Annotated in this window: 16 protein-coding genes; 14 read left to right on the forward strand and 2 right to left on the reverse strand. The window is 66.4% G+C overall.

Going from position 1 to position 22,686, the window contains the following annotated elements:
• Window positions 1–56 precede the first annotated feature (56 nt).
• From IAG39_RS11135 to IAG39_RS11175, 9 genes are all read left to right on the forward strand, one after another.
• Window positions 57–3,290: a multidrug efflux RND transporter permease subunit gene (locus IAG39_RS11135; RefSeq protein WP_059372411.1), complete on the forward strand. Its 3,234-nt coding sequence runs from the start codon at window positions 57–59 to the stop codon at window positions 3,288–3,290.
• Window positions 3,287–4,774 carry an efflux transporter outer membrane subunit gene (locus IAG39_RS11140; RefSeq protein ID WP_059372413.1) on the forward strand — a complete coding sequence of 496 codons (1,488 nt, stop codon included), beginning with the start codon at window positions 3,287–3,289 and terminating at the stop codon, window positions 4,772–4,774. The genes IAG39_RS11135 and IAG39_RS11140 overlap by 4 nt, the downstream gene beginning before the upstream one ends.
• Window positions 4,771–5,511 carry a pyridoxine 5'-phosphate synthase gene (pdxJ, locus tag IAG39_RS11145; protein ID WP_059372417.1) on the forward strand — a complete coding sequence of 247 codons (741 nt, stop codon included), beginning with the start codon at window positions 4,771–4,773 and terminating at the stop codon, window positions 5,509–5,511. Before IAG39_RS11140 ends, pdxJ begins: the two co-directional genes overlap by 4 nt.
• 48 nt (window positions 5,512–5,559) lie before the next feature.
• Window positions 5,560–5,991 (forward strand): holo-ACP synthase, encoded by a 432-nt coding sequence (gene acpS / locus IAG39_RS11150; RefSeq protein WP_059372419.1) that lies wholly within the window; start codon window positions 5,560–5,562, stop codon window positions 5,989–5,991.
• 57 nt (window positions 5,992–6,048) lie between these two features.
• On the forward strand, window positions 6,049–7,107 hold the full coding sequence (gene nagZ / locus IAG39_RS11155) for a beta-N-acetylhexosaminidase (RefSeq protein WP_059372421.1): 1,059 nt from the start codon (window positions 6,049–6,051) through the stop codon (window positions 7,105–7,107).
• Window positions 7,070–8,896 carry an excinuclease ABC subunit UvrC gene (gene uvrC / locus IAG39_RS11160; protein ID WP_059372423.1) on the forward strand — a complete coding sequence of 609 codons (1,827 nt, stop codon included), beginning with the start codon at window positions 7,070–7,072 and terminating at the stop codon, window positions 8,894–8,896. The genes nagZ and uvrC overlap by 38 nt, the downstream gene beginning before the upstream one ends.
• A 235-nt stretch (window positions 8,897–9,131) precedes the next feature.
• Window positions 9,132–9,704, forward strand: a complete 573-nt coding sequence (gene pgsA, locus IAG39_RS11165; protein WP_059372426.1) for a CDP-diacylglycerol--glycerol-3-phosphate 3-phosphatidyltransferase — start codon at window positions 9,132–9,134, stop codon at window positions 9,702–9,704.
• 203 nt (window positions 9,705–9,907) lie between these two features.
• Entirely contained in the window at window positions 9,908–11,212 is a 1,305-nt protein-coding gene (locus IAG39_RS11170) for an MFS transporter (protein ID WP_118932519.1), read from the forward strand.
• 112 nt (window positions 11,213–11,324) lie between these two features.
• Entirely contained in the window at window positions 11,325–12,326 is a 1,002-nt protein-coding gene (locus IAG39_RS11175) for a cytochrome-c peroxidase (RefSeq protein WP_118932518.1), read from the forward strand.
• 15 nt (window positions 12,327–12,341) lie between these two features.
• Here IAG39_RS11175 and queF read toward each other — a convergent pair whose 3' ends face one another.
• Entirely contained in the window at window positions 12,342–13,166 is an 825-nt protein-coding gene (queF, locus tag IAG39_RS11180) for an NADPH-dependent 7-cyano-7-deazaguanine reductase QueF (protein ID WP_059372432.1), read from the reverse strand.
• Between the two features lie 324 nt (window positions 13,167–13,490).
• On the opposite strand from queF, the gene aceA reads away from it, so the two are divergent.
• The 5 genes from aceA to IAG39_RS11205 all read left to right on the forward strand — a co-directional run bounded on the left by aceA (window position 13,491) and on the right by IAG39_RS11205 (window position 17,999).
• Entirely contained in the window at window positions 13,491–14,810 is a 1,320-nt protein-coding gene (gene aceA, locus IAG39_RS11185) for an isocitrate lyase (protein WP_042794353.1), read from the forward strand.
• Window positions 14,811–14,894: 84 nt separating this feature from the next.
• Window positions 14,895–15,650 (forward strand): HAD family hydrolase, encoded by a 756-nt coding sequence (locus tag IAG39_RS11190; RefSeq protein ID WP_240633251.1) that lies wholly within the window; start codon window positions 14,895–14,897, stop codon window positions 15,648–15,650.
• On the forward strand, window positions 15,647–16,525 hold the full coding sequence (locus IAG39_RS11195; protein WP_059372436.1) for a decaprenyl-phosphate phosphoribosyltransferase: 879 nt from the start codon (window positions 15,647–15,649) through the stop codon (window positions 16,523–16,525). Before IAG39_RS11190 ends, IAG39_RS11195 begins: the two co-directional genes overlap by 4 nt.
• Window positions 16,526–16,527: 2 nt before the next feature.
• Window positions 16,528–16,860: a DMT family transporter gene (locus IAG39_RS11200; protein ID WP_118932517.1), complete on the forward strand. Its 333-nt coding sequence runs from the start codon at window positions 16,528–16,530 to the stop codon at window positions 16,858–16,860.
• 11 nt (window positions 16,861–16,871) lie between these two features.
• Complete coding sequence (locus tag IAG39_RS11205) at window positions 16,872–17,999, forward strand: hypothetical protein (RefSeq protein ID WP_059372441.1); 1,128 nt, start codon at window positions 16,872–16,874, stop codon at window positions 17,997–17,999.
• Window positions 18,000–18,032: 33 nt separating this feature from the next.
• Here the strand turns inward: IAG39_RS11205 and IAG39_RS11210 are convergent, their stop codons facing one another.
• Window positions 18,033–22,682, reverse strand: a complete 4,650-nt coding sequence (locus IAG39_RS11210; protein ID WP_118932516.1) for a hypothetical protein — start codon at window positions 22,680–22,682, stop codon at window positions 18,033–18,035.
• Window positions 22,683–22,686 lie beyond the last annotated feature (4 nt).

A 22,686-nucleotide genomic window follows, 5' to 3' on the forward strand; every position in this document is an offset into this window, starting at 1 on the left:
CGCGGCGCAGGCGCCGCGTTCCTCTTTGGTGAGCATCGCTTTCAGAGTCAGCCCACATGCCGCAATTTTTTATTGATAGACCGATTTTCGCTTGGGTAGTCGCCCTGTTCATCCTGCTGGCCGGGGTGCTGGCGATCCCGAACATGCCGATTTCGCAGTACCCGGACGTGGCGCCGCCCGCGATCACGATCACGGCTACCTATCCCGGCGCTTCGGCCAACGAAGTGGCCGAGCAGGTCACCAGTATCATCGAAGACCAGCTCAACGGCGCCAAGGGCCTGATCTACTACGAGTCGGTCAGCGATTCCTACGGCACTTCGACCATCACCGCGTCCTTCGCTCCGGGCACCAATCCGGACCTTGCGCAGGTGGACGTGCAGAACCGCGTGTCCAACGTGGTCGCGCAGCTGCCCACCGCCGTGCAGCAGCAGGGCCTGCAGTATGAGCAGACCAGTACCGGCTTCCTGATGGTGGCGGCGGTGTCCTCCACCGACGGTTCCCTGGACCAGACGGCGCTGGCCGACTACATCACCCGCAACATCAAGAACCCGGTTTCCCGCGTGCCCGGCGTGGGCCAGTTCCAGCTGTTCGCGGCGCCGCGCGCCATGCGCGTGTGGGTCGATCCCGCCAAGCTGGTCGGCTTCAACCTGAGCATGTCGCAGGTCAACCAGGCCATCGCCCAGCAGAACGTGGTGATTTCCGGCGGCAGCATCGGCGCGCCGCCCAACCCGGATTCGCAGCGCATCACCGCCACGGTCACGGCCAACGGCCAGCTGAGTACGGTGGAGGGCTTCGGCAAGATCGTCCTGCGCGCCAATACCGACGGCTCCCAGGTGCTGCTGCGCGACGTCGCCCGCATCGAAGTCGGCGCGGACAACTACCAGTTCGGCGCCCGCCTGAACGGCAAGCCGACGGCCGCATTCGCCATCGTGCTGTCGCCCAACGCCAACGCGCTGGCCACCGCCCAGGGTGTGCGCCAGCAGATGCAGGAACTGTCCAAGTACTTCCCGGGCAACATCACCTATTCCATTCCGTACGACACCGCGCCCTACGTGAAGGTGTCCATCGAGCAGGTGGTCCACACCCTGGCGGAAGCCATGGTGCTGGTGTTCCTGGTGATGTACCTGTTCCTGCAGAACGTCCGCTATACCCTGATACCGGCCCTGGTGGTGCCGGTGGCCATGCTGGGGGCGTTCGCGGTGATGCTGGCGCTGGGCTTCTCCATCAACGTGCTGACCATGTTCGCCATGGTGCTGGCCATCGGGATTCTGGTGGACGATGCCATCGTGGTGGTGGAGAACGTCGAGCGGATCATGTCCACAGAGGGATTGCCACCGAAAGAAGCCACCAAGAAAGCCATGCCGCAGATCAGCGGCGCCATCATCGGCATTACGCTGGTGCTGGTGACGGTGTTCCTGCCGCTGGCCTTCATGAGCGGTTCGGTGGGCGTGATCTATCGCCAGTTCTCGATCGCGATGGCCGTGTCGATCTTCTTCTCGGCGCTGCTGGCCCTGACCTTCACGCCGGCGCTGTGCGCCACCATCCTCAAGCCGGTGCCCAAGGGCCACCACGAGGACAAGAAGGGCTTCTTCGGCTGGTTCAACCGCAAGTTCGACGCCACCACCCACAACTACCAGAACTGGGTGTCGCGCATCCTGCACAAGGGCGGCCGCATGATGCTGGCGTTCCTGCTGCTGGTCGTGCTGCTGGGCTGGCTGTACCTGCGCCTGCCTTCGTCCTTCCTGCCCGAGGAAGACCAGGGCTACGTGGTCAGCAACATCGAGCTGCCCACCGGCGCCACGGCCAACCGCACGGTCGAGGTCATCGAGCAGGTCGAGAAGTACTTCTCGGACGTGCCCGCGGTCGAGAACATCATCGCGGTGCAGGGCTACAGCTTCAACGGCAACGGCCTGAACGCCGCTATCGCCTTCGTCACGCTGAAAGACTTCAGCGAGCGCAAGTCGCGCCAGGACTCGGCGGGCGCCATTGCCTTCCATGCCTTCGAAAAGCAGTTGATGGGCATCCATGACGCGCAGGTGTTCACCTTGGTGCCGCCCGCCATTTCGTCCCTGGGCAACGCCACCGGCTTCGACTTCCGCCTGCAGGATCGCGGCGCGGCGGGTTCGGCCGCCCTGGCCTCGGCCACCGGCGAACTCATGGGCCTGGTCATGAAGAGCCCCGTGCTGTCGCAGGTGCGCATCACCGGCCTCGGACCGGGCGCGCAGCTCAGCCTGACCATCGACCGCGACAAGGCGGCCGCGCTGGGCGTGGACTTCAACGAGGCCGCCTCGCTGATTTCCACCGCGGTCGGCTCCGCCTACCTGAGCAAGTTCCCCAACCTGGGCCGGATGCAGAACATCTGGGTGCAGGCCGACGCGCCGTACCGCATGCAGCTCAATGACGTGCTGCAGCTGAATGCGCGCAACAGCCAGGGTGGCATGGTGCCGCTGTCCACCTTCGTCAGGGCCGAATGGAAGCAGGGCCCGGTGCAGGTGGTGCGCTACAACAGTTACGAGTCCATGCGCATCAGCGGCAACGCCGCCCCTGGCTACACCACGGGCGAGGCGATGGCCGAGATGGAACGCCTGGTGGGCCAGTTGCCACAGGGCTTCGGCTACGAGTGGAACGGCCTTTCGTATCAGGAACGCCAGGCTGGCAACCAGGCTCCGATCCTGATGGGCCTGTCGCTGCTGGTGGTGTTCCTGGTGCTGGCCGCCCTGTATGAAAGCTGGGCCATCCCGATTTCGGTGATGCTGGTGGTGCCGCTGGGCATGCTGGGCGCGGTGGCGCTGATCAGCGCGCTGGGCATGTCCAACGACGTGTACTTCCAGGTGGGCATGGTGACCGTGATCGGCTTGGCGGCCAAGAACGCCATTCTTATCGTGGAATTCGCCAAGGACCAGTACGCCCGCGGCATGGGGCTGTACGAGTCCGCGGTGGAAGCCGCGAGGCTGCGGTTCCGTCCCATCCTGATGACCTCGCTGGCCTTCATCCTGGGCGTGGTGCCCCTGGCCATGGCGACCGGCGCTGGCGCCGCCAGCCAGCGCGCCGTGGGTCTGGGCGTGCTGGGCGGCATGTTGGCCGCCACGCCGTTCGCGGTGATTTTCGTGCCGACGTTCTTCGTGGTGGTGCTGGGCCTGTTCAAGACCCGTCCGCGCCTGCTGGGCGCCGAACTGCGCGCCTTCGAAGAAGAGCAGGCGGCCAAGAAGGCTGCCGCCGGGCAGGCTGCGCCGGACGCGCCCGCGCAACATCCCGCACAACCCAACGGTGGCCAGGAGGGCAAGGAATGAAAGCCCTGAAGTTCAAACAGACCGCCTTGTCCGCTTTCGTGGCGGTGGCGTTGGCCGGCTGCTCGCTGGCGCCTGATTACAAGCGCCCCGATGCGCCGGTTTCCGGCACGTGGCCCGACCAGCCCAAGGTGCAATACGGCGGCTACGCCAAGCCCACCTCGCTGGGCACCCAGCCGTCCACCGCTGTCATGCCGCAGGACGGCACGCCGGCGGCCAATCTGGGCTGGCGCGAGTTCTTCCGTGATCCGCGCCTGCAAAGCCTGATCGAGCTGGCGCTGGTCAACAACCGCGACCTGCGCGTGGCGGTGCAGCGGGTGGAAGAGGCCCGTGCCCAGTACGGCGTCCAGCGCGGCGCGCAATGGCCCAGCATCGGCGCCGGCATCCAGGGCCAGCGCCAGCATTTGCCGCAGAACATGCGGGCGCAAGGTGCTGGCTCCATCAGCAGTTCGTACCAGGCGGGCATCGGCCTGACCACCTTCGAGATCGACCTGTTCGGCCGCCTGCGTAATCTGTCCGAAGCGGCGTACCAGCAGTACCTGTCGACGGAGCAGGCGCAGAAGAGCGTGCACATCACGCTGGTGGGTTCGGTTGCGCAGTCGTATTTCAACCTGCGCGCGGCCGAGGTCCAGCTGGACCTGACCAAGCGCACGCTGGCCTCGCGCCAGGAATCCTACGACCTGGTCAAGCGCCGTTTCGACGGCGGCGTGGCTTCGGAGCTGGATCTGAACCAGGCCAAGACGCTGCTGGATACGGCCTCGTCCGACCTGGCGCAACTGGCCCGCGCCCAGGCCCAGGCCATGAACGCCCTGGTGCTGCTGGTCGGCGCGCCCTTGCCGCCGGACCTGCCGGCGCCGGCCGTGTTCGGCCGCGACCAGCTGCTGGCGACGGTGCCCGCAGGCCTGCCGTCCGATCTGCTGGAGCGCCGTCCGGACATCATGGCCGCGGAGAACCAGCTGCTGTCCGCCAACGCCAATATCGGCGCGGCGCGCGCGGCGTTCTTCCCGACCATCTCGCTGACCGGCCTGCTGGGCGTGGCCAGCCCCTCGTTGGGCGACCTGTTCAAGGGCGGCCAGGGCTATTGGAGCTTCTCGCCGTCAATCACCACGCCGCTGTTCGCCGGCGGCAGTATCCGCGAAGGGCTGAACCTGGCCAAGGCGCGCGACAATATCGCCGTGGCGCAGTACGAACAGTCCATCCAGCAGGCGTTCCGCGAAGTGTCGGACGCGCTGGCGGGCGAAGCCACCTACGGGGCGCAACTGGATGCCCAGCGCGCCTTGCAGGATGCGTCCGGCCGCACGCTGGAACTGTCGAATCTGCGCTATACCAATGGTATCGACAGCTACCTGCAGGTGCAGACCGCGCAGGTGGACTTTTTCAATGCCCAGCTCGCGCTGGTCCAGACTGGACTGGCTGCGCTGATCAACCGCGTGGAGCTCTACAAGGCCCTGGGCGGCGGCTGGGAAGAAACAACGAAAGTGCAATGATAGAACTTGGTGTAAACATCGATCACGTTGCCACGCTGCGGCAACAACGCCACACGACCTATCCGGACCCGGTGCTCGCCGCGTTGCGCGCGGAGGACGCCGGCGCCGACCTGATCACGCTGCATCTGCGCGAAGACCGGCGCCATATCCAGGACAAGGACGTCTATGCCATGCGTCCGCAACTGCGCACGCGCATGAACCTGGAATGCGCGGTGACGGCGGAAATGCTGGAGATTGCCTGCGCGGTCAAGCCGAATGACGTCTGCCTTGTGCCTGAAAAGCGCACCGAACTCACGACCGAAGGCGGCCTGGAAGTCGCTGGCGCCATGGGCCCCGTATCGGATGCGGTGGGCCTGCTGGCCGAGGCTGGCATCCGCGTGTCGCTTTTCATCGATCCGGATCCGGTGCAGATCGCGGCCGCGGCCAAGGCCGGCGCGCCGGTGATCGAATTGCATACCGGCGCCTACGCCGAAGCTGAAGGCGAGGCCGCCGAGGCCGAACTGCAGCGCCTGCGCCTGGCCGTGACCGAAGGGCTGCGCCACGGCTTGCGCGTGAACGCAGGCCATGGCCTGCACTACGGCAACGTCAAGCCGGTGGCCGCGCTGGAAGGCATTTCCGAACTCAACATCGGCCACGCCATCGTGGCGCAGGCCGTGTTCGACGGCTGGGAAAAGGCGGTGCGCGACATGAAGGCGCTGATGGTGCAGGCCCGCCTGCAAGCGCTGCGCGGGCTGTGACCGCGGACCCGATGCGTCCTGCCTGCCGCCGGACGCGCGCTCACAACCATGTCTGACGCTTCCCGCCCCGCCGCGCCCGCGGGCGCCATTGCCGGCATCGGCATGGACCTGCTGCGCATCGACCGCATCGAGCGCGCGCTGGCGCGCCACGGCGACCGTTTCGCGGAAAAGATCCTGGGCGTCGAAGAATTGCAGAAGTTCCACGCGCGCCGCGCCCGCGACCCGGTGCGCGGCCTGCGTTTCCTGGCCACGCGGTTTGCGGCCAAGGAGGCGTTTTCCAAGGCCATCGGCCTGGGCATGCGCATGCCCATGACGTGGCGGCGCGTGCAGACGCTGAATGCGCCCGGCGGGCGTCCCGTGCTGGTGATCGCGCCCGAACTGCTGTCATGGTATGAGCAGCGTTTCGGCGCGGCCCACGTTTCCATTACCGACGAATCCGACATGGCCGCCGCTTACGTGGTGGTCGAACGCAAGCCCTGACCCGCGGACCCGTGTCCGCCGCCGGCTTGCCAGACTTAGACAGAAGGACAGCCTGACATGGCCAAGAAGAAATCCAGGGCGGTCCTGCCGCCCGGCCCCGTGATGGTCGATGTGGCGGGATACTCGCTGACGAAAGCGGAGAAGAAGCGTCTGCGCCACCCGCTGGTGGGCGGCGTGATTCTGTTTGCGCGCAACTTCGAAAGCCGCAAGCAACTGACCGAACTGACGCGCCAGATCCACAAGGCCCGCAAGGAACCCCTGCTGATCCTGGTGGACCATGAGGGCGGCCGCGTGCAGCGTTTCCGCGAAGACGGCTTCACGGCGCTGCCCGCCATGCGCGACCTGGGCGTGCTGTGGGACCGCGATCCGCTGCAGGCCATGCGCCTCGCGACCGAAGCCGGCTACGTGCTGGCCGCCGAGTTGCGCGCCTGCGGCGTGGACATGAGCTTCACCCCGGTGCTGGACCTGGACTATGGCGTCAGCAAGGTGATCGGCACCCGCGCCTTCCACCAGGACCCGCGCGTGGTCACGATGCTGTCGCGCGCGCTGATCCAGGGCCTGCAGCTGGCGGGCATGTCGGCTTGCGGCAAGCATTTCCCCGGCCATGGTTTCGTGGAAGCGGATTCGCACCACGAGATCCCGGTGGACCCGCGTCCCTTGGACAAGATCCTGAAGGACGACGCCGCGCCGTACGCGTGGCTGGGCGACGCGGTGCTGCCGTCGGTGATGCCCGCGCACGTGATCTATCCCAAGGTCGACAAGCACCCGGCCGGCTTCTCCAAGCGCTGGGTGCAGGATATCCTGCGCACCCGCCTGGGCTACGATGGAGTGGTGTTCTCGGACGACCTGACCATGGAAGGCGCCTCGGTCGCGGGCGACATCCTGGACCGTGCCAACGCGGCTCTGGGCGCCGGCTGCGACATGGTGCTGGTGTGCAACCGGCCGGACCTGGCGGACGAATTGCTCGAACGCCTGAAGTTCGAGCACGCGCCCGAATCCGTCGAGCGCATCCGCCGCCTGATGCCGCGCTTTGACGCGCCGGACTGGGATACCTTGCAGGCCGAAAGCCGTTATCAGAATGCCCGACGACTTCAATCTCAAATCGTTCCTGGCTGACCTGCCGCATCTGCCGGGCGTTTACCGGCATCTGGATGCGGCCGGCGAGGTCATGTATGTCGGCAAGGCGCGCGATCTGAAAAAGCGCGTCTCGTCGTATTTCCAGAAGAACCTGGCCAGTCCCCGCATCGCCCAGATGGTGGCGAAGGTGGCGCGGCTGGAGGTGACGGTGACGCGCTCCGAAGCGGAAGCGCTGATCCTCGAAAACAACCTCATCAAGACGCTGAAGCCGCGCTACAACATCCTGTTCCGCGACGACAAGTCTTATCCCTACCTGCTGATCACCGGCCATGACTGGCCGCGCATCGCCTATTACCGCGGCGCCACCAACAAGCGCGGGCAGTATTTCGGGCCGTTCCCCAACGCCTGGGCCGTGCGCGAGACCATCCAGATCCTGCAGAAGGTATTCCGCCTGCGGACCTGTGAGGACTCGGTTTTCGCCAACCGTTCGCGGCCCTGTCTGCTGCATCAGATCGGGCGCTGTTCGGCGCCCTGCGTCGGCGCGATCGAGGCCGCCGACTACGAGCGCGACGTGCAGCGCGCCGTGCGCTTCCTCAACGGGGAAGCCAAGGACGTGATGGGTGAAATCGAAAGCCGGATGCAGCAGGCCGCCGGCGAACTGCGCTTCGAGGAAGCGGCGGCGCTGCGCGATCAGATGGGGTCGCTGGCGCGCGTGCTGCACCAGCAGACCATGGAGAACGTCAGCGGCGAGGACACCGACATCATCGCGGTGGCGATCGCGGGCGGCAAGGTCTGCGTCAATCTGGCCATGGTGCGGGGCGGCCGCCATCTGGGCGACAAGCCGTTCTTTCCCACGCACGCCGAAGGCGAAGCCGCGCCGCAGGTGCTGGAGGCTTTCGTCGCCCAGCACTACACCGACAATGCCATGCCGCCGGTGCTGGTCTGTTCGCACGCCTTGCCGGATCCCGACCTGATCGGCCTGTTGGTCGAGCAGGCTGGCGGCCGGCCTTCGCGCGTGTTGACACGCCCGCAAGGCGCGCGCCGCGCCTGGCTGGAGCAGGCGGGCAAAAACGCCGAGATGGCCCTGGCTCGCGCCTTGACCGAATCCGGCGCCCGCGCCGCCCGCACCTTGGCGCTGGCCGAAGCGCTGGACCTGGACACGGACGAAGCGGCGCTCGACGCGTTGCGCATCGAATGCTTCGACATCAGCCACACGGCCGGCGAAGCAACCCAGGCGTCCTGCGTGGTGTTCGAACACCACGACATGCAGCCGTCGCTTTACCGCCGCTACAACATCGCCGGCATCACGCCGGGCGACGATTACGCCGCGATGCGCCAGGTGCTGAGCCGCCGCTTCGCCAAGGTGGCGGACGGCGAGGCGCCCATGCCAGGCCTGGTGCTGATCGACGGCGGCAAGGGCCAGGTGGAAGTCGCCCGCCAGGTGTTCGTGGAACTGGGCCTGGATATCCAGACATTGGTAGGCGTAGCCAAGGGGGAAGGGCGCAAGGTCGGCCTGGAAACCCTGGTGTTCGCCGACGCCCGCCCGCCGGTGGCGCTGGGCGGCGAATCCGCCGCGCTGATGCTGATCGCGCAGGTGCGCGACGAAGCCCACCGCTTCGCCATCACCGGCATGCGCGCCCGCCGCGCCAAGGCCCGCAACGTCTCTCGCCTGGAAGAAATAGAAGGCATCGGCGCCCGCCGCCGCCAGCGCCTGCTGGCCCGCTTCGGCGGCTTCTCCGGCGTGGCCTCGGCCAGCATCGAAGACCTGGCCTCGGTCGACGGCATCTCCCAAGACCTCGCGATCCGCATCTATGAAGCGCTGCGGTAATGCCGCCGCACATCACCGCCAGCTGTAAAAATGCCGGTGTGCAAAAACGCCGGCTGCAAAAAGGCCCCCAGTCCCAACCACCTGTTTCCTCAAAGCGTCGGACGCAGACGCCGCAACCGGCGTAGCGCCAGCCGGGCCGCGCGGATCCGGCTCCGCCGGTCCGCAGCGGCGCCCCCCTGGGGGGGAAGCGCCTCCGGCGCTTCGGGGGGGGCTCTTGATGTAGCATACGGACACTATGCCAATTAATGTACCCATTATCCTGACATGGCTGCGCATCGCCATGATTCCGCTGGTGGTCGGGCTGTTCTACCTGCCCGAAAGCTGGATGTCGGTCCCTGTACGCGACACTTTCGCCGCCTGGGCTTTCATTATTGCGGCGTTGACCGACTGGTTCGATGGCTGGCTGGCCCGCCGCTGGAACCAGACCTCGGCGTTCGGAGCCTTCCTGGATCCTGTCGCCGACAAGCTGATGGTCTGCGCGGCCCTGATCGTCCTGCTGGACCTCAGCCGCGTCGACGCCTTTATTTCCCTGATCATCATCGGCCGTGAAATCACGATTTCCGCGCTGCGCGAATGGATGGCCAAGATCGGCGCCAGCGCCAGCGTGGCGGTGCACCGGCTGGGCAAGTTCAAGACCGCCGCGCAGATGGTGGCGATTCCGTGCCTGCTGTACAACCAGCCGATCTACGGCATCAGCGCCCGCCTGCTGGGCGATGTGCTGATCATCGTGGCGGCGGTGCTGACGGTGTGGTCGATGCTGTATTACCTGCAGCGCGCCTGGCCCGCCATCCGCGAAAAGGCCATGTAGTCCAGAGTCCGATTTATTGTTTGACAGAACGGCGGCTCGGCTCGCGCAAGGCGGCCGCCGTTGAATACCAAGAGCGATCCACCGGCGTGTCCGGCACGGCGCCTCAGAGTCCAACGCCCGGAGCATCCGGACGTTGCCGGAGACAACCCGCGCACCGCCCCATCCGGCGCCGCGCTACCTGCCGCTGACCGCGGCCGCCCGCAATGAACACCGCTGCGAATACCCTGGCCCTGGACGCCGCCGCCCGCCGGCGCGACTGGAAGATCATCCTGCTGATCGGGGTGGCCCACGCTTCCTCGCACTTTTTCCAGCTGGTCCTGCCCTCGCTTTATGTCTCGCTGGGCAATGAGTTCGGCCTGGACTTCGCCCGCCTGGGGCTGCTGGTGTCAACGTTCTACGTGGTGTCCGGCATCGGCCAGGCCTCGTCGGGCTTCGTCGTGGACCGCATCGGCGCGCGGCCGGTGCTGTGGTTCGGGCTGACGTGCTTCGTGCTGTCGGGCGTGCTGATCGGGTCGGCCAACGGCTATGCCATGCTGATCGCGGCGGCGGTCGTGGGCGGCATCGGCAACTCCGTGTTCCATCCCGCCGACTATTCCATCATCAACCATCGCATTTCCGCGCCGCGCCTGGGACACGCTTTCTCCACGCACGGGCTGACGGGCAATCTGGGCTGGGCGCTGACGCCGGTGTTCATGACCAGCATCACCTTGCTGGCGGACTGGCGCGTGGCGGCCTATAGCGCGGCCGGCCTGGTGGCGCTGGTCCTGCTGCTGACGGTGCTGGGCCGCGACCTGATCGGCGGGCCTTCGCCTCTGGAGCACCATGCGGACGCGGAAGCCGGCAAGGCTGCCGCCAAGCCCGCGGCGAAACCACAGGAAAGCGTGCTGACCACGCTGGCCACGCTTTTGTCCAAGCCTGCGCTGTGGGGCGCGTTCCTGTTCTTTGCGTGCACCTCCATCGCGCTGTCCTCGGTGCAGAACTACACCATTCCCTTGCTGGGCCAGCTGTACGACCTGTCGAAGGTCGCGGCCAGCTCGGCGCTGTCCGGGTATATGGTGGCTTCGGCCGTGGGCATGGCCGCGGGCGGCTTTCTGGTGTCGGCCAATCCGCGCACCGAACGCACCGTGATGGTGGCCCTGATCCTGGCGGGCCTGACGCTGGTGGTGCTGGCGCTGGGCCTGGTGCCCGCGGTCCTGGCCGCGCCTGTGGTGGCGCTGGCGGGCTTCTGCTCGGGCGTTGCGGCGCCGTCACGCGACATGCTGATCCGCCGCGTCACGCCCAAGGGATCCACCGGATCCGTCTACGGGCTGGTGTATTCCGGCATGGACGTGGGTTCGGCGCTGGGCCCGCTGGCATTTGGCCTGCTGCTGGACGCCGGATTGCGCCAGGGCCCCTGGGTGGGCGCGGGCGTGGCATTCGCTGCCGCCGCCTTCTTGGCGCAATGGATCGCGGTGCAGGCCCGGCGCGCGGAACCCGCGGCCGCGGCTTCGGCGGCTGCGCGCTCCTGATTCTGGCGGGCCCCGCACGGGGGCCGGCTGTTTGACCCGCCGCAAGGTTCGACCCGTTTCCCTCTGATGTAATAACCCTTATTTGAAAAAGGTTATTCACAGGAGAAGCGAAATGAGAAGGGCAAGCGCGTTGCTGGCGGCGGGAGTCGCCTTGGGCGGTTGGATCGGTCTGGCCCACGCGGCCTCGCAAGAGCCGATACAGCCGGTGGAGCCAGCGGTCATCAAGGAGCCGGCCAAGGTCGAGCTGGGCAAGAAGCTCTTCTTTGACCCGCGCCTGTCCCGCTCCGGCGCGATTTCCTGTAATTCCTGCCACAACCTGGGCATGGGCGGCGCGGACAATCTCAAGGCCTCGATTGGCCACAAGTGGCAGCAGGGCTCGATCAATTCGCCGACAGTGCTCAACTCCAGCCTGAACATCGCCCAGTTCTGGGACGGCCGCGCCAAGGACTTGCGCGAGCAGGCGGGCGGCCCCATCGCCAATCCCATGGAGATGGCCTCCACCCACGAACTGGCGGTGCAGGTGCTGAACTCCATCCCCGGCTATCGGGCGGAATTCAAGCAGGTCTTCGGCAAGGACGACATCACCATCGACGAGGTTACCGGCGCCCTGGCCGCGTTCGAGGAAACGCTGGTGACGCCCAACTCGCGCTTCGACCAGTGGCTGCGCGGTGACCAGAAGGCGCTGACGGTGCGCGAGCTGGCCGGCTATGAACTCTTCAAGAACAGCGGCTGCGTGGCCTGCCACAACGGCGTGGCGGTGGGTGGCAATTCGTTCCAGAAGATGGGTCTGGTCACGCCCTACGTCACCGAGAACAAGGCCGAGGGCCGCGCGGCGGTGACGGGCAAGGACGCCGACCGCTTCAACTTCAAGGTGCCGACGCTGCGCAACGTGGCGCTGACCTATCCGTACTTCCATGACGGCGAGGCGGCCACCTTGACGCAGGCGGTGGACGTGATGGGCCGGTTGCAGCTGGGCCGGACTTTCACGCCGGACGAGAACGCGCAGATCGTGGCGTTCCTGAAAACCCTGACGGGCGATCAGCCGGCGATCCAATACCCGGTGCTGCCGCCGTCGGCCGACGACACGCCGCGGCCCGAGCCCTTTGTGAAGTAACGCGGTTTCCGGCGCCTACTGGCGGACGGTGCGCACGTCCGCCGGCGGCCCGGCTTCGAAGTTGCTGCGCCAGGGGTTGATGTCCAGCCCGCCGCGGCGCGTATAGCGCGCGTAGACCGTCAGCTGCTCCGGCTGGCAGGCCTGCATGATGTCGCTGAAGATGCGCTCGACGCAATGCTCGTGGAATTCCGCATGTTGGCGGAACGAGACGACGTAGCGCAGCAGCGATTCGCGGTCTATCGGCGCGCCCCGGTAGCGGATCTGCACGCTGGCCCAGTCGGGCTGGCCCGTGACGGGGCAGTTCGATTTCAGGAGGCGCGAGGCCAGCGTTTCCTCGACCACGTCGCCCGGGCGGGTGCGCAGCACTTCGGGCGCGGGCTCGTAGGTGTCGATCTCGATGTCCAGCTTGTCTATATAGATGCCGTCCATCTCGCCCATCCGCAATTCGGAGAAGCGCTGCGGCAGGAAGAAATCCAGCCCCACCGGCGCGCCGGCGGCGGCGCTCAGGTCGCGTTCCAGGCGGCCGCGCAGGGCGGCCGAATTGACCAGGCGGGTCTGGTTGAACGAGTTCAGGTACAGCTTGAAGGATTTGGACTCGATGATGTTGGGGCTGTCGGCCGGCACCGAGAAGGTGGCCATGGCTACGCGCGGCTTGCCCTTGGCGTCCAGCCAGGACAGTTCATAGGCATTCCACAGGTCCACCCCGGTGAAGGGCAGCTTGCCGGCTTCCAGGTTCAGCGCCGCGCGATTGTGCGAGCGCGCGATGGGGAAGAGCAGCGAGGGGTCGTATTGCGAGGCGTAGGCCACGCTCTGGCCCAGCGGGCCGTGGGACAGCGTCATAGCGGAGTCATCGGAAACTTGAAGAATGAGCGCATTGTAGGCGGTAGGAAAAAAGCCCGATTTTCCACATTGTGAAATGTAACCTTCGTCATGTGAAAGCCGCTGCTGCGCAGCAGCGGGAACCCATTTCACAGATGATAATTGCGTTCCGCAATACGAAATCAAGTTTGTAATTCATTGATTTATAAGAATAATATTTTTCGTCTTGTATAAGACATCAGTCCACATTGCTCCGCAGCAGAGGCATAGACTTTGTCCAACGATTCACGCAACGCAGGACGCGAATCTTTTGAAGTCTTCCCATCACTGACCAGGAGCATCAACATGAGCAACCGCGAAACCGAAATCCGCAATCTGCAGAAGGACTGGGCCGAAAATGCCCGCTGGCAAGGCATCAAGCGCGACTACAGCGCCGAGGACGTCATCCGCCTGCGCGGCTCGATCGGCGTGGAACACACGCTGGCGCGCCGCGGTGCCACCCGCCTGTGGGAACTGCTGCATAGCGAGCCTTTCGTGAATTCGCTGGGCGCCCTGACCGGCAACCAGGCCATGCAGCAGGTCAAGGCCGGTCTGAAGGCGATCTACCTGTCGGGCTGGCAGGTTGCCGGCGACGCCAACCTGGCCGGCGAGATGTACCCCGACCAGTCGCTGTACCCCGCCAATTCGGTGCCGCAAGTGGTCCGCCGCATCAACAATTCGCTGACCCGCTGCGACCAGATCCAGTGGATGGAAGGCAAGAACCCGGGCGACGAAGGCTACATCGATTTCTTCGCCCCGATCGTCGCGGACGCCGAAGCCGGTTTCGGCGGCGTGCTGAACGCATTCGAACTGATGAAGGCCATGATCGAGGCCGGCGCCTCGGGCGTGCACTTCGAAGACCAGCTGGCTTCGGTCAAGAAGTGCGGCCATATGGGCGGCAAGGTGCTGGTTCCGACCCGCGAAGCCGTCGCCAAGCTGGTGTCGGCGCGCCTGGCGGCCGACACGATGGGCACGCCCACCGTGCTGCTGGCCCGCACCGACGCCGACGCGGCCGACCTGGTGACCAGCGACGTCGACGAGAACGACCGTCCCTTCATCACCGGCGAGCGCACCGTTGAAGGCTTCTTCCGCACCAAGGCCGGCATCGACCAGGCCATCTCGCGCGGCCTGGCCTATGCGCCGTACGCCGACCTGATCTGGTGCGAAACGTCCACGCCCAACCTGGAGTACGCCCGCAAGTTCGCCGAGGCCATCCATCGCCAGTTCCCGGGCAAGCTGCTGGCCTACAACTGCTCGCCCTCGTTCAACTGGAAGAAGAACCTGGACGACGGCACCATCGCCAAGTTCCAGCGCGAGCTGGGCGCCATGGGCTACAAGTTCCAGTTCATCACGCTGGCCGGCTTCCACGCGCTGAACTACGGCATGTTCGAACTGGCCCACGGCTACGCCCGCCGCCAGATGAGCGCCTTCGTCGAACTGCAGCAGAAGGAGTTCGCCGCCGCTGAAATGGGCTTCACCGCCGTGAAGCACCAGCGCGAAGTCGGCACCGGCTACTTCGACGCCGTGACGCAGACCATCGAAGGCGGCCAGTCCTCGACCACCGCGCTGACCGGTTCGACGGAAGAAGCCCAGTTCGAACACGGCAAGGAACAGAAGGCCGCGTAAGCATCGCAGGAGAGTTATGCAGTTGTAGTTGCTGTTGTAGGGTGGATTCGGGTGCCTTCGGGCACCCTTTTTTTTACTTGGCGCTTGGCGTCGTTCGACATCCTTTGGGTCCACACACTCCGTTACAATAAGAAGCTTTGTGAATTCGAGCGATTCGCGCAGCCGTCCCACTTCTGGATCGGCCTATTTCTTGCTTTCAGAATGCCTCAAGAACCTCCATCCTCAGCTGCCATGCCCGTGGTCGCGGCCTTCGACTTCGACGGAACGCTGACCTATCGGGACACGCTGCTCCCATTTCTGGCGCGAGTGTCGTGGCCCAAGCTGGCGCTAGGCCTGGCCATGGTGTCTCCGGCCCTAGCGCTGCTCATGTGCGGACAGGGGGGCAACGACCATGGCATGGCCAGAAGGGAACGCGCGAAACAGCGCCTGTGCAGCGTCGTGTTGCGCGGCCGCAGGCAGTCCGACCTGAAGGCGCTGGCTGCCCGTTGGATTCCTGGCATCGCGCTGCGGCCCGACATGCTCGCTCGATTGCGGGCACATCAAGAGTCCGGGCACCAGGTGGTGATCGTCAGCGCTTCCCCCGACCTCTATCTCGAGGATGTGGCCCGGGGCCTGGGGGCTGAACTCATTTGCACCAGGTTGGAAACGGAGGGAGGCCGCCTGACCGGACGTTTCAGCACGCCAAATTGCTGGGGGCCGGAGAAGGTGGCGCGCCTGGAAGCGCGTTTCGGGCCTATCGGCGACTACGCGTTGCACGCTTACGGAGACAGCAGCGGCGATGCCTGGATGCTGAAGGCCGCGGATTGCGCCTGGCTCAACGGGAAGAGGGTGGTTCGATGATGCCGGCATGGACCCTGCTGCGGCCCCATCAGTGGCTCAAGAACGGATTCGTGCTGGTCGGGCTGCTGTTCGGGCATTACTGGAACGATCCCGGCCTGGTCATGGCCGTCGCGATCGGATTCGTGGCATTTTGCATGGCGTCCAGCGCCGTCTACGTGTTCAACGACTACCACGACCGCGAGGCCGACGCGCGCCACCCCAGGAAGAAGATGCGCCCCATCGCGAGCGGAAGCGTAAGCCTGCGCAGCGCCCGCATGCTGGTGGCGGCATTGGTTGCGGGGGCGCTGTCGCTGCCCGCGTGGTTCGGCCTGTGGGGGGTGATGGCTGCCGTGGCTGCCTATCTCGCCCTCAATATCGCGTATACCTTCAAGCTCAAGCATGTGGTCCTGGTGGACGTGTTCTGCATCGTGGCGGGATTCATGATCCGCCTGGTCTGCGGAACCTACGCCGTGGGCATCACGCCGTCGCGCTGGATGCTGCTTTGCTCGTTCATGCTCACTTTGTTCCTGGGATTTGCGAAGCGTCGTGCGGAGTTCGGCCCGGCCTTGTCCGGGGAAGCCGCCGGGCACGGGGCCACGCGTCAGGTGCTGCGACATTATTCGCCTCAGATGCTGGACGTGCTCATGGCGGTAACCGTGAGCATGACGCTGGTGACCTACGGGCTCTACACCGTGGATGCCACGACCGCAGCCATGCATGGCACTGACAATCTGATCATCACCCTGCCCATCGTGACCTTCGGCCTTTTCCGATACTTGTACCTGATCTACCGGGAAGGGGCGGGGGAAGACACCGGCCGGGATTTGCTGTCCGATGCGCCGATCCGCCTGGCGGTGATCGCCTGGGCTCTCGCGGTTTTCCTTCTGGTCAGATAACCATGGCATACCTATTCCTATTCCTGGCCAGCGCATGCAGCGTCGCTGCGAGCATTGCCTTGAAAATCGCGGGAACGTCCCGCGGCATGCCCTTGTTCGGCGTGCCGGGCGGCGCGACTTATGTCCTGGCCATCGCCTCATACGGCGCGGGCTTTGGCTTTTACGCGCTGTCGCTGCGCCGCTTGGACCTTACGCTGGCGTATCCGCTGATGGTCGCCATATCCATACTTGGCATCTTCGCGTATGGGGCATTTTCAGGCGCCGAGGAACTCGGCGCGTATCGCCTGGCGGGCGCCGCGCTCATCGCCCTCGGCATCTTCCTACTCTCTCAATAAAAGCCGATCCGATGATGACGAGATTCTTCGGCAGCCGCTTCTACAGCGGTTTCCTGTTGCTGTTCTTTTTCCTGATGGTGGCGGCGGCCTCGTTCAATGGCTTCTATACGAAGTGGCGCCTGAACGACGGCCATCCTTCGCTGGGCTTGTCGTACATGGTTGAAGGGACCGCCGCTCGACCCTACGTCTATCGCCAGCTGCTTCCCGCCATTGCCAATCAGGTCCAGGCCTGGCTGCCGCCGGCAAGCGTGGAGCGGATTTCCAAGAGCCTGTCGGACCCGCGGAAAGTGAACAGCCGCTCCAGCCTGGCGATGAAGTATCCCGAATCAGAGGCCCTGAAGCCGGCAGTCGCCTTGCGCTATTACATCGTCTATTACCTGACCTTCTTCGCCTTGGTCGCCTGCCTTTACGTCATGCGCGCACTCTGCCTGCGGGTCGGGGCGACGGCGCCGGCCGCGATCGCCGCGCCGGCGGTCATGGCCTTGCTCTTGCCGTTCATGCTGACCGAGGGCGGCTACTTCTACGACTTCACCGAGGCGCTCTTCATCATGAGCGCCGTGACGCTTGCGCTGGGCATGACAACGCTGCGTTCATGGCGGGTGCCGCTCCTGCTGGCGCTGGCGGGGCTGGCGACGTGGAACAAGGAGGCGTTCTTCTGGTTTACGCCGGCGCTCTATCCGCTCCTGCGCGGGCACTTGGACCGCGTGCGCGCGGCTGGCCTGGTTTCCGCGTTGATGTTGGTCGGCGGCTGCGTCTACCTGGCGATGCGGCTGCGCTATGCCGGAAATCCCGGTACGACGGTGGATTTCCAGCTATGGGACAACCTGCTGTTCTACGCGGATCCCGGCAACTGGTTCCGCACTGAGAACACGTACGGCATTCTGTTGCCGCGCGGTTTCAGCATCGTGTTCATGCTTGTCTTTGCCGGCCTGCTGGCCAAGGCATGGCGCAGCTTGCCTGCCGCCTTGCGCAACCATGGCGCGACAGCCGCGGCGATCAATCTGCCCCTGTTCTTCCTGTTCTGTTCGCCTGGTGAAATGCGCAATCTCAGCATGCTGTATCCCACGTTGCTGCTGTTGATCGCCTGCGCGCTGTCGGCGTGGCTGGCCGGGGCCGGCCACGCCAACCGGTCCCGATAAGGGAAGCCCGGCAATTCTGCGCGGCGCTTGGCGTCAGAGCCCGAAGAACGCCGAGTACACCAGCCTTTCCTCCACCACGCGGCGCTGCTGCGTGGCGCCGGCGCGCCGTTCGGGCACGGCGTTGTCGGTGTAGTAGCGTTCGTATTCGCGCACCGCGATGCGCGCAGGCTTGCCGCCGCGGTCGGGCAGCGTGACGCTGGCGGACCAGATGACCGGATCCAGCAGCTCGCCCAGCAGGGGGCCTTCCAGCACTGGCGGAAAACGCACCACCGGGCCGACGACCACGTTGCCCAGGCGCGAGAGATCGGCGAGCGTCGTGGGCGTGGCGGTTTCCAGGATGGGCAGTTCGCGCATGCGGTCTATGAGTATGGGGCCAGGTATCGGGCCTGGCGGCTGGGGCGCCGGTCCTGACGGATCCAGCAGGCCCGAGGCCAGTACGGCGGCATCGCTCCAGGCCAGGTCGCTGTCCAGTGCCGGGTCGCGCGTCTGCAGCACCAGCTCGACGCGGTTGCGGCCGCTTTCGGCCGTCTGGCCTATGCCGGGAATGAAGGAGATGTTCAGGTACTCGGAGTCCAGCGGGAACTTCATCGGCCCGTGTTTGGGCACCACGCCGCGCAGGCTGAACGTCAGCCGGCCGCGTTTCTGCTCGAACACGGCGCGGCGGCGCGGCAGCACCTGGGAGAACTCGGCCTGCACCACCCGCGACAGCTTGGCCGAACCGATGGCGTTGGGCTGATAGCGGGCCAGCGCCAGGCGCACGAAGGGCATGTAGGTCCGGCCGGGGTCGAGCTCGATGTCGCAATACCAGCGCGCGCGTTCCTCGCTCCAGCGCACGCGGTGTCCGACCACATGCACCAGCTTGGCCGGGATTTCCTGCAGATAGACCTGCTCGTCGGTGACGCGCGCCGAGAAGTCCGACACGCGTGCCTTGTGCTTGGGCGGGGCCGTTTCCCACAACGGATCCAGGCCCCATTGCGTCACCAGCGGCGTCAGCGGGTTGGTGATGTCGGTGAAGTTCTGGCCGTCGCCCGCGATCACCACGCCCAGCAACTCGCCGTCGCCGGAGGAGAACCAGGGCCGCTCCAGCCAGACCCGCAGGCCGTTGCCCAGCCGCGTTACGTCCAGCTTGCCGTCGCCCGCCGTTTCCTCCCAGCGGAAGGTCGGCACCACGTAGGTCAGGACGGGGGCGTCCGGCGGCGCGCTGGCGCGCACGATGGTGTTCTGTGCCGTACCGTCGCGCCTGAGCACCGGGGCGCCAGGGTCATCGTCCGCGCCCGTTTCCACCAGCGGGCCGTCGGCAACGGGCCCCAGCCGCGTGACCTTGTCCGCCTGCGCGTACAGCGAGGGCGGCAGGTATTCGCGGAACCGCGTGGCGGCGCGCAGACGGTAGCGGATGAGGCGGAATCGGGTGTCGCCGAATTCATGGCGGTCGCCGCGCGCGCGCAGCTTGCCGTCCGCGTTCAGTTGTTCCTTCACCGCGTTGCTCAGGGTGAAGAGGTTCGCGTAGTTTTCCGACAAGGGAACCTCGGCCAGCACGCCATGGCCGGCCTGGCGTTCCGGGCGCGGCTTCTGCAGGTCGTCCACCCATTCGTGCCAATCGGCCTCGATCTCGACCTTGCCGGTGGTGGGGCCGTGCAGCCGTACGCGGGCGTACAGGTCCGCGTGGGCATCGCCAGGTCCGCGTTGCGGTTCCTCTGCCATCAGCAGCAGCGGCTCGCAGATTGGTTGCTGCGTCGCATGGACCAGCACCAGCGAGCGGTACGGCGTGACCATCCAGCAGCCGCCCAGTACGGAAGACAGGCGCAGCGTGCCGCGCTCGCCTTCGCTGTTCGCCCAGGCGGGGATGCCGAAGGTGTTGGCCAGGCCGGGATTCACGAAGCTGGAATAGCGCAGCCGGGCAATGCGCCCTTTGGGCAGGTAGAAGGTCAGGACCCGCTTGGCTTCGTCCCAGCTGGGGAGGCCGTCGTCCAGGAAGTCCTCCGAGCAGGGCGGGTCGGTCAGGGTGGCGCGACGCTCTTCCAGCACGATGCGCAAGCCCAGCGTGTCCGGCCACTTGGATGCATGCGCCACCAGCAGCACAAGCTCTTGCGCGGGCGTCAGCGCGATTACCGCGCTGGGTCCCAGCACCTTCGGTCCCGTGACGCCGGGCAGGGCATGGCCGGGCTGGGCGCGCAGCGCGATGCCGCCCGCGGCCGGGTCCGGCAGATAAGGCGTGAGCACCTGGGCTTCGCGGTGGATGACATATTGCCCGGCGGCCAGGCGCTCGCCGGTGGGATGCTCGGCCGAGGGTTCTTTCGGCGGCACCTGTTCGGTGGTGGCGACCGCTTTCAGCACCTGCGGCGTCACCAGTTCTATGTCCGTGCCCGGCCCCTCGTCGTAGAGCGTACCGGCGTCGCGGGCTGCGATCTCGTAGGCCTGCTTGATGCCGGCGGGGCTGCCCATCATGGCGTCGAACAGGCCGTGCGTTTCGCATTGCAGCTGCGAAGCCTTGGGCGGCACCACGTGGCGTTCATTGATGGCGGTATACGTGTAGTCCTTGGAGGCGTCCTCCAGGCGGGCAGCCTTGAAATCGGGGCTGTCGAGGTAGGTGGCCGGGTCCATGCCGGTATTGCTTCGAATCACCAAGCGCTCCAGCGACTCGCCTTCACTCAGGCGGGCGCGTTGCACCAGCGCCGGCGGGTCCACCGGCTCGAAGCGCCAGTAGACGACGGGCTGGGTGGCGTTGTCGTCGCGCTCCAGCGAGGGATCGTCATGCGCCAGGCTGTTGCCGGCCAGGTCCACCAGGCGCGCGCGGAAGCGGTACGGCATGCCGAAGCGCAGGCGCGGCAGGCTGCCCTTGGCCGCCGCGAAGCTGACCGCCAGGCCGTTGCCTTTTTCCGCGGCCGTGTCCTGCACGTCTTCCGGCGCCTCGCCTTGCACACCGCTGTCCGGATCGACGCGGTCACGCAGCGTGCGCCCGGGCCGCGGAGCCACCAGGCTCCAGCCGGTCCAGCGGAACAGCGATTCATGCAGGTATTGGTCGTCCGGGTCCTCGCCGCCGCTGGTGGAGGCGCCTTTTACATAGCCCTCGTCGTCAGGCAGTTGCAACGGCGCGCCGCCATCCGTGCAGCGGTAGGTGCCGGCGCGCTGGCACAACGAGCGCCATTTCGGAGGATCGCCAGGCGCCTGCGGCTGCGCATCCACGCGATAGCCGCGCAGCAGATCCTCGGCATAGAGCACGATGCTGCCCGGCGCGCCCGACAGCGCCGCGTTCTTCAGGGCCGCGGCCGCGGCGTTCTGCGCGACCTCCCAGGCGCGGCCGCGCCGCGCCACGCCCAGGCCGCCCGAGCGCAGCGCAGCCACGCCCTGCTTGTCGCCGGTGGTGTAGGTCACCGCGCCGTCGGCGCCCAGCGCCAGGCTCTTGGCGATCAGGTTCTGGGCGCTGAGCACGAAGTCCACGGTTTTTAGCGCGGCGCCGTCGGCGTCGACCTGGTAGACGTCGAACGGCGTGCGTGGTTCGTACAGGTTCCAGCTGTCGTCCGCGCGGCGCAGCTTCAGCATGCCGCGTTCATGGTCGGCGGGATTGCGGGGACGCGTGGTGAAGCGTTCCGCGTCGCCCGTCCAGGCGGTGGCGGGGCAGGCGTCATCACCGGCGTCGTGGCCGTCCTCCCAGCGCAGGGTCAGGAAGAAATAGCCCTGCGCGGCGGGCGCCGCCGCCAACTGCTGTTCCAAGACCGAACTCGCCGGGACCAGGCAGTCGATGACCAGTCCGAGCTGGCGCAGCAGCGCCGGGTAATCGCCGTAGGACGCCACGATGGCGTGGAAGTCCATTTCCGGCTGCGCAGGCGGCGCGGGCACGTTTGCGCCGTCAGGCCGGCGGATGCTGCGTTGTTGCGCCGTGGGCGGGTTGCGGCGGTAGAAACGGTTGGCCTGGAACAGGGTGTACTCGGCCTGCGAGTTCCACAGCTTCATCAGGTTCTGGTCGGGGCCGGCGAGGCCGCCATCGTTCCAGCGGGTGGGCAGGGCGCGCAGCGGGAAGCTCGCCCCGGGCTGGGGATTGCCCTCGGCGTTCACGCCCGGCGCCGCAGCGTGGCCTTCGTAGACGCTATGCGGGCCGTAGACCTGGGAGCGCAGCACGCGCTCGGCGCCGTCGCCGCCGTCGTCGAAGAAGCGGTCGAAGCCGGGCAGCGGCATTTCGACGCGCCGGTCGCCCAGCGAGATGAAGGCCGTGCGCGTGCCGCAGTCGCTCAGCATGTCCTTCAGGCCCGGATGCGCGTCGCGCCAGGGCAGCAGCGTGGGCGGCGTGCCGGTGGCCTGCACCGCCAGCCTGCCGTAGTGCTTGCGCGCCAGGCCCAGCACGCCCGCCACCGAGTACGAGAACAGGTTGACTTTGCTCATGTCGCGGAACACGAAACCGGCGACCGGCGTGGTCTTGGGCAGCAGCCGTTCCCACAGCGCCGCGTCGGCTTGCGCCTGCGGCTCCAGCTCGATCTCCGCCGCGCCGGTGTTCAGCGCGAAGCGCACCCGCTCCAGCGTGCGCGGCCAGTTGACCCAGTCGGCGAACGCGTGCAGCTGCTGCTCGTTCACGGCCTGCGGCGTCAGGCGCGGCGAGGCCACGATGGAGATGCGCAGCCGGCCGGCGTCGGGGCCGGCGGGTACGCGGCCGTTGGGGATCGCGGTCCAGACTATCGTTTGCTTGGCCATGGAC

It is taken from the genome of Achromobacter xylosoxidans, from assembly GCF_014490035.1.
Classification (GTDB): Bacteria; Pseudomonadota; Gammaproteobacteria; order Burkholderiales; family Burkholderiaceae_B; genus Achromobacter; species Achromobacter bronchisepticus_A.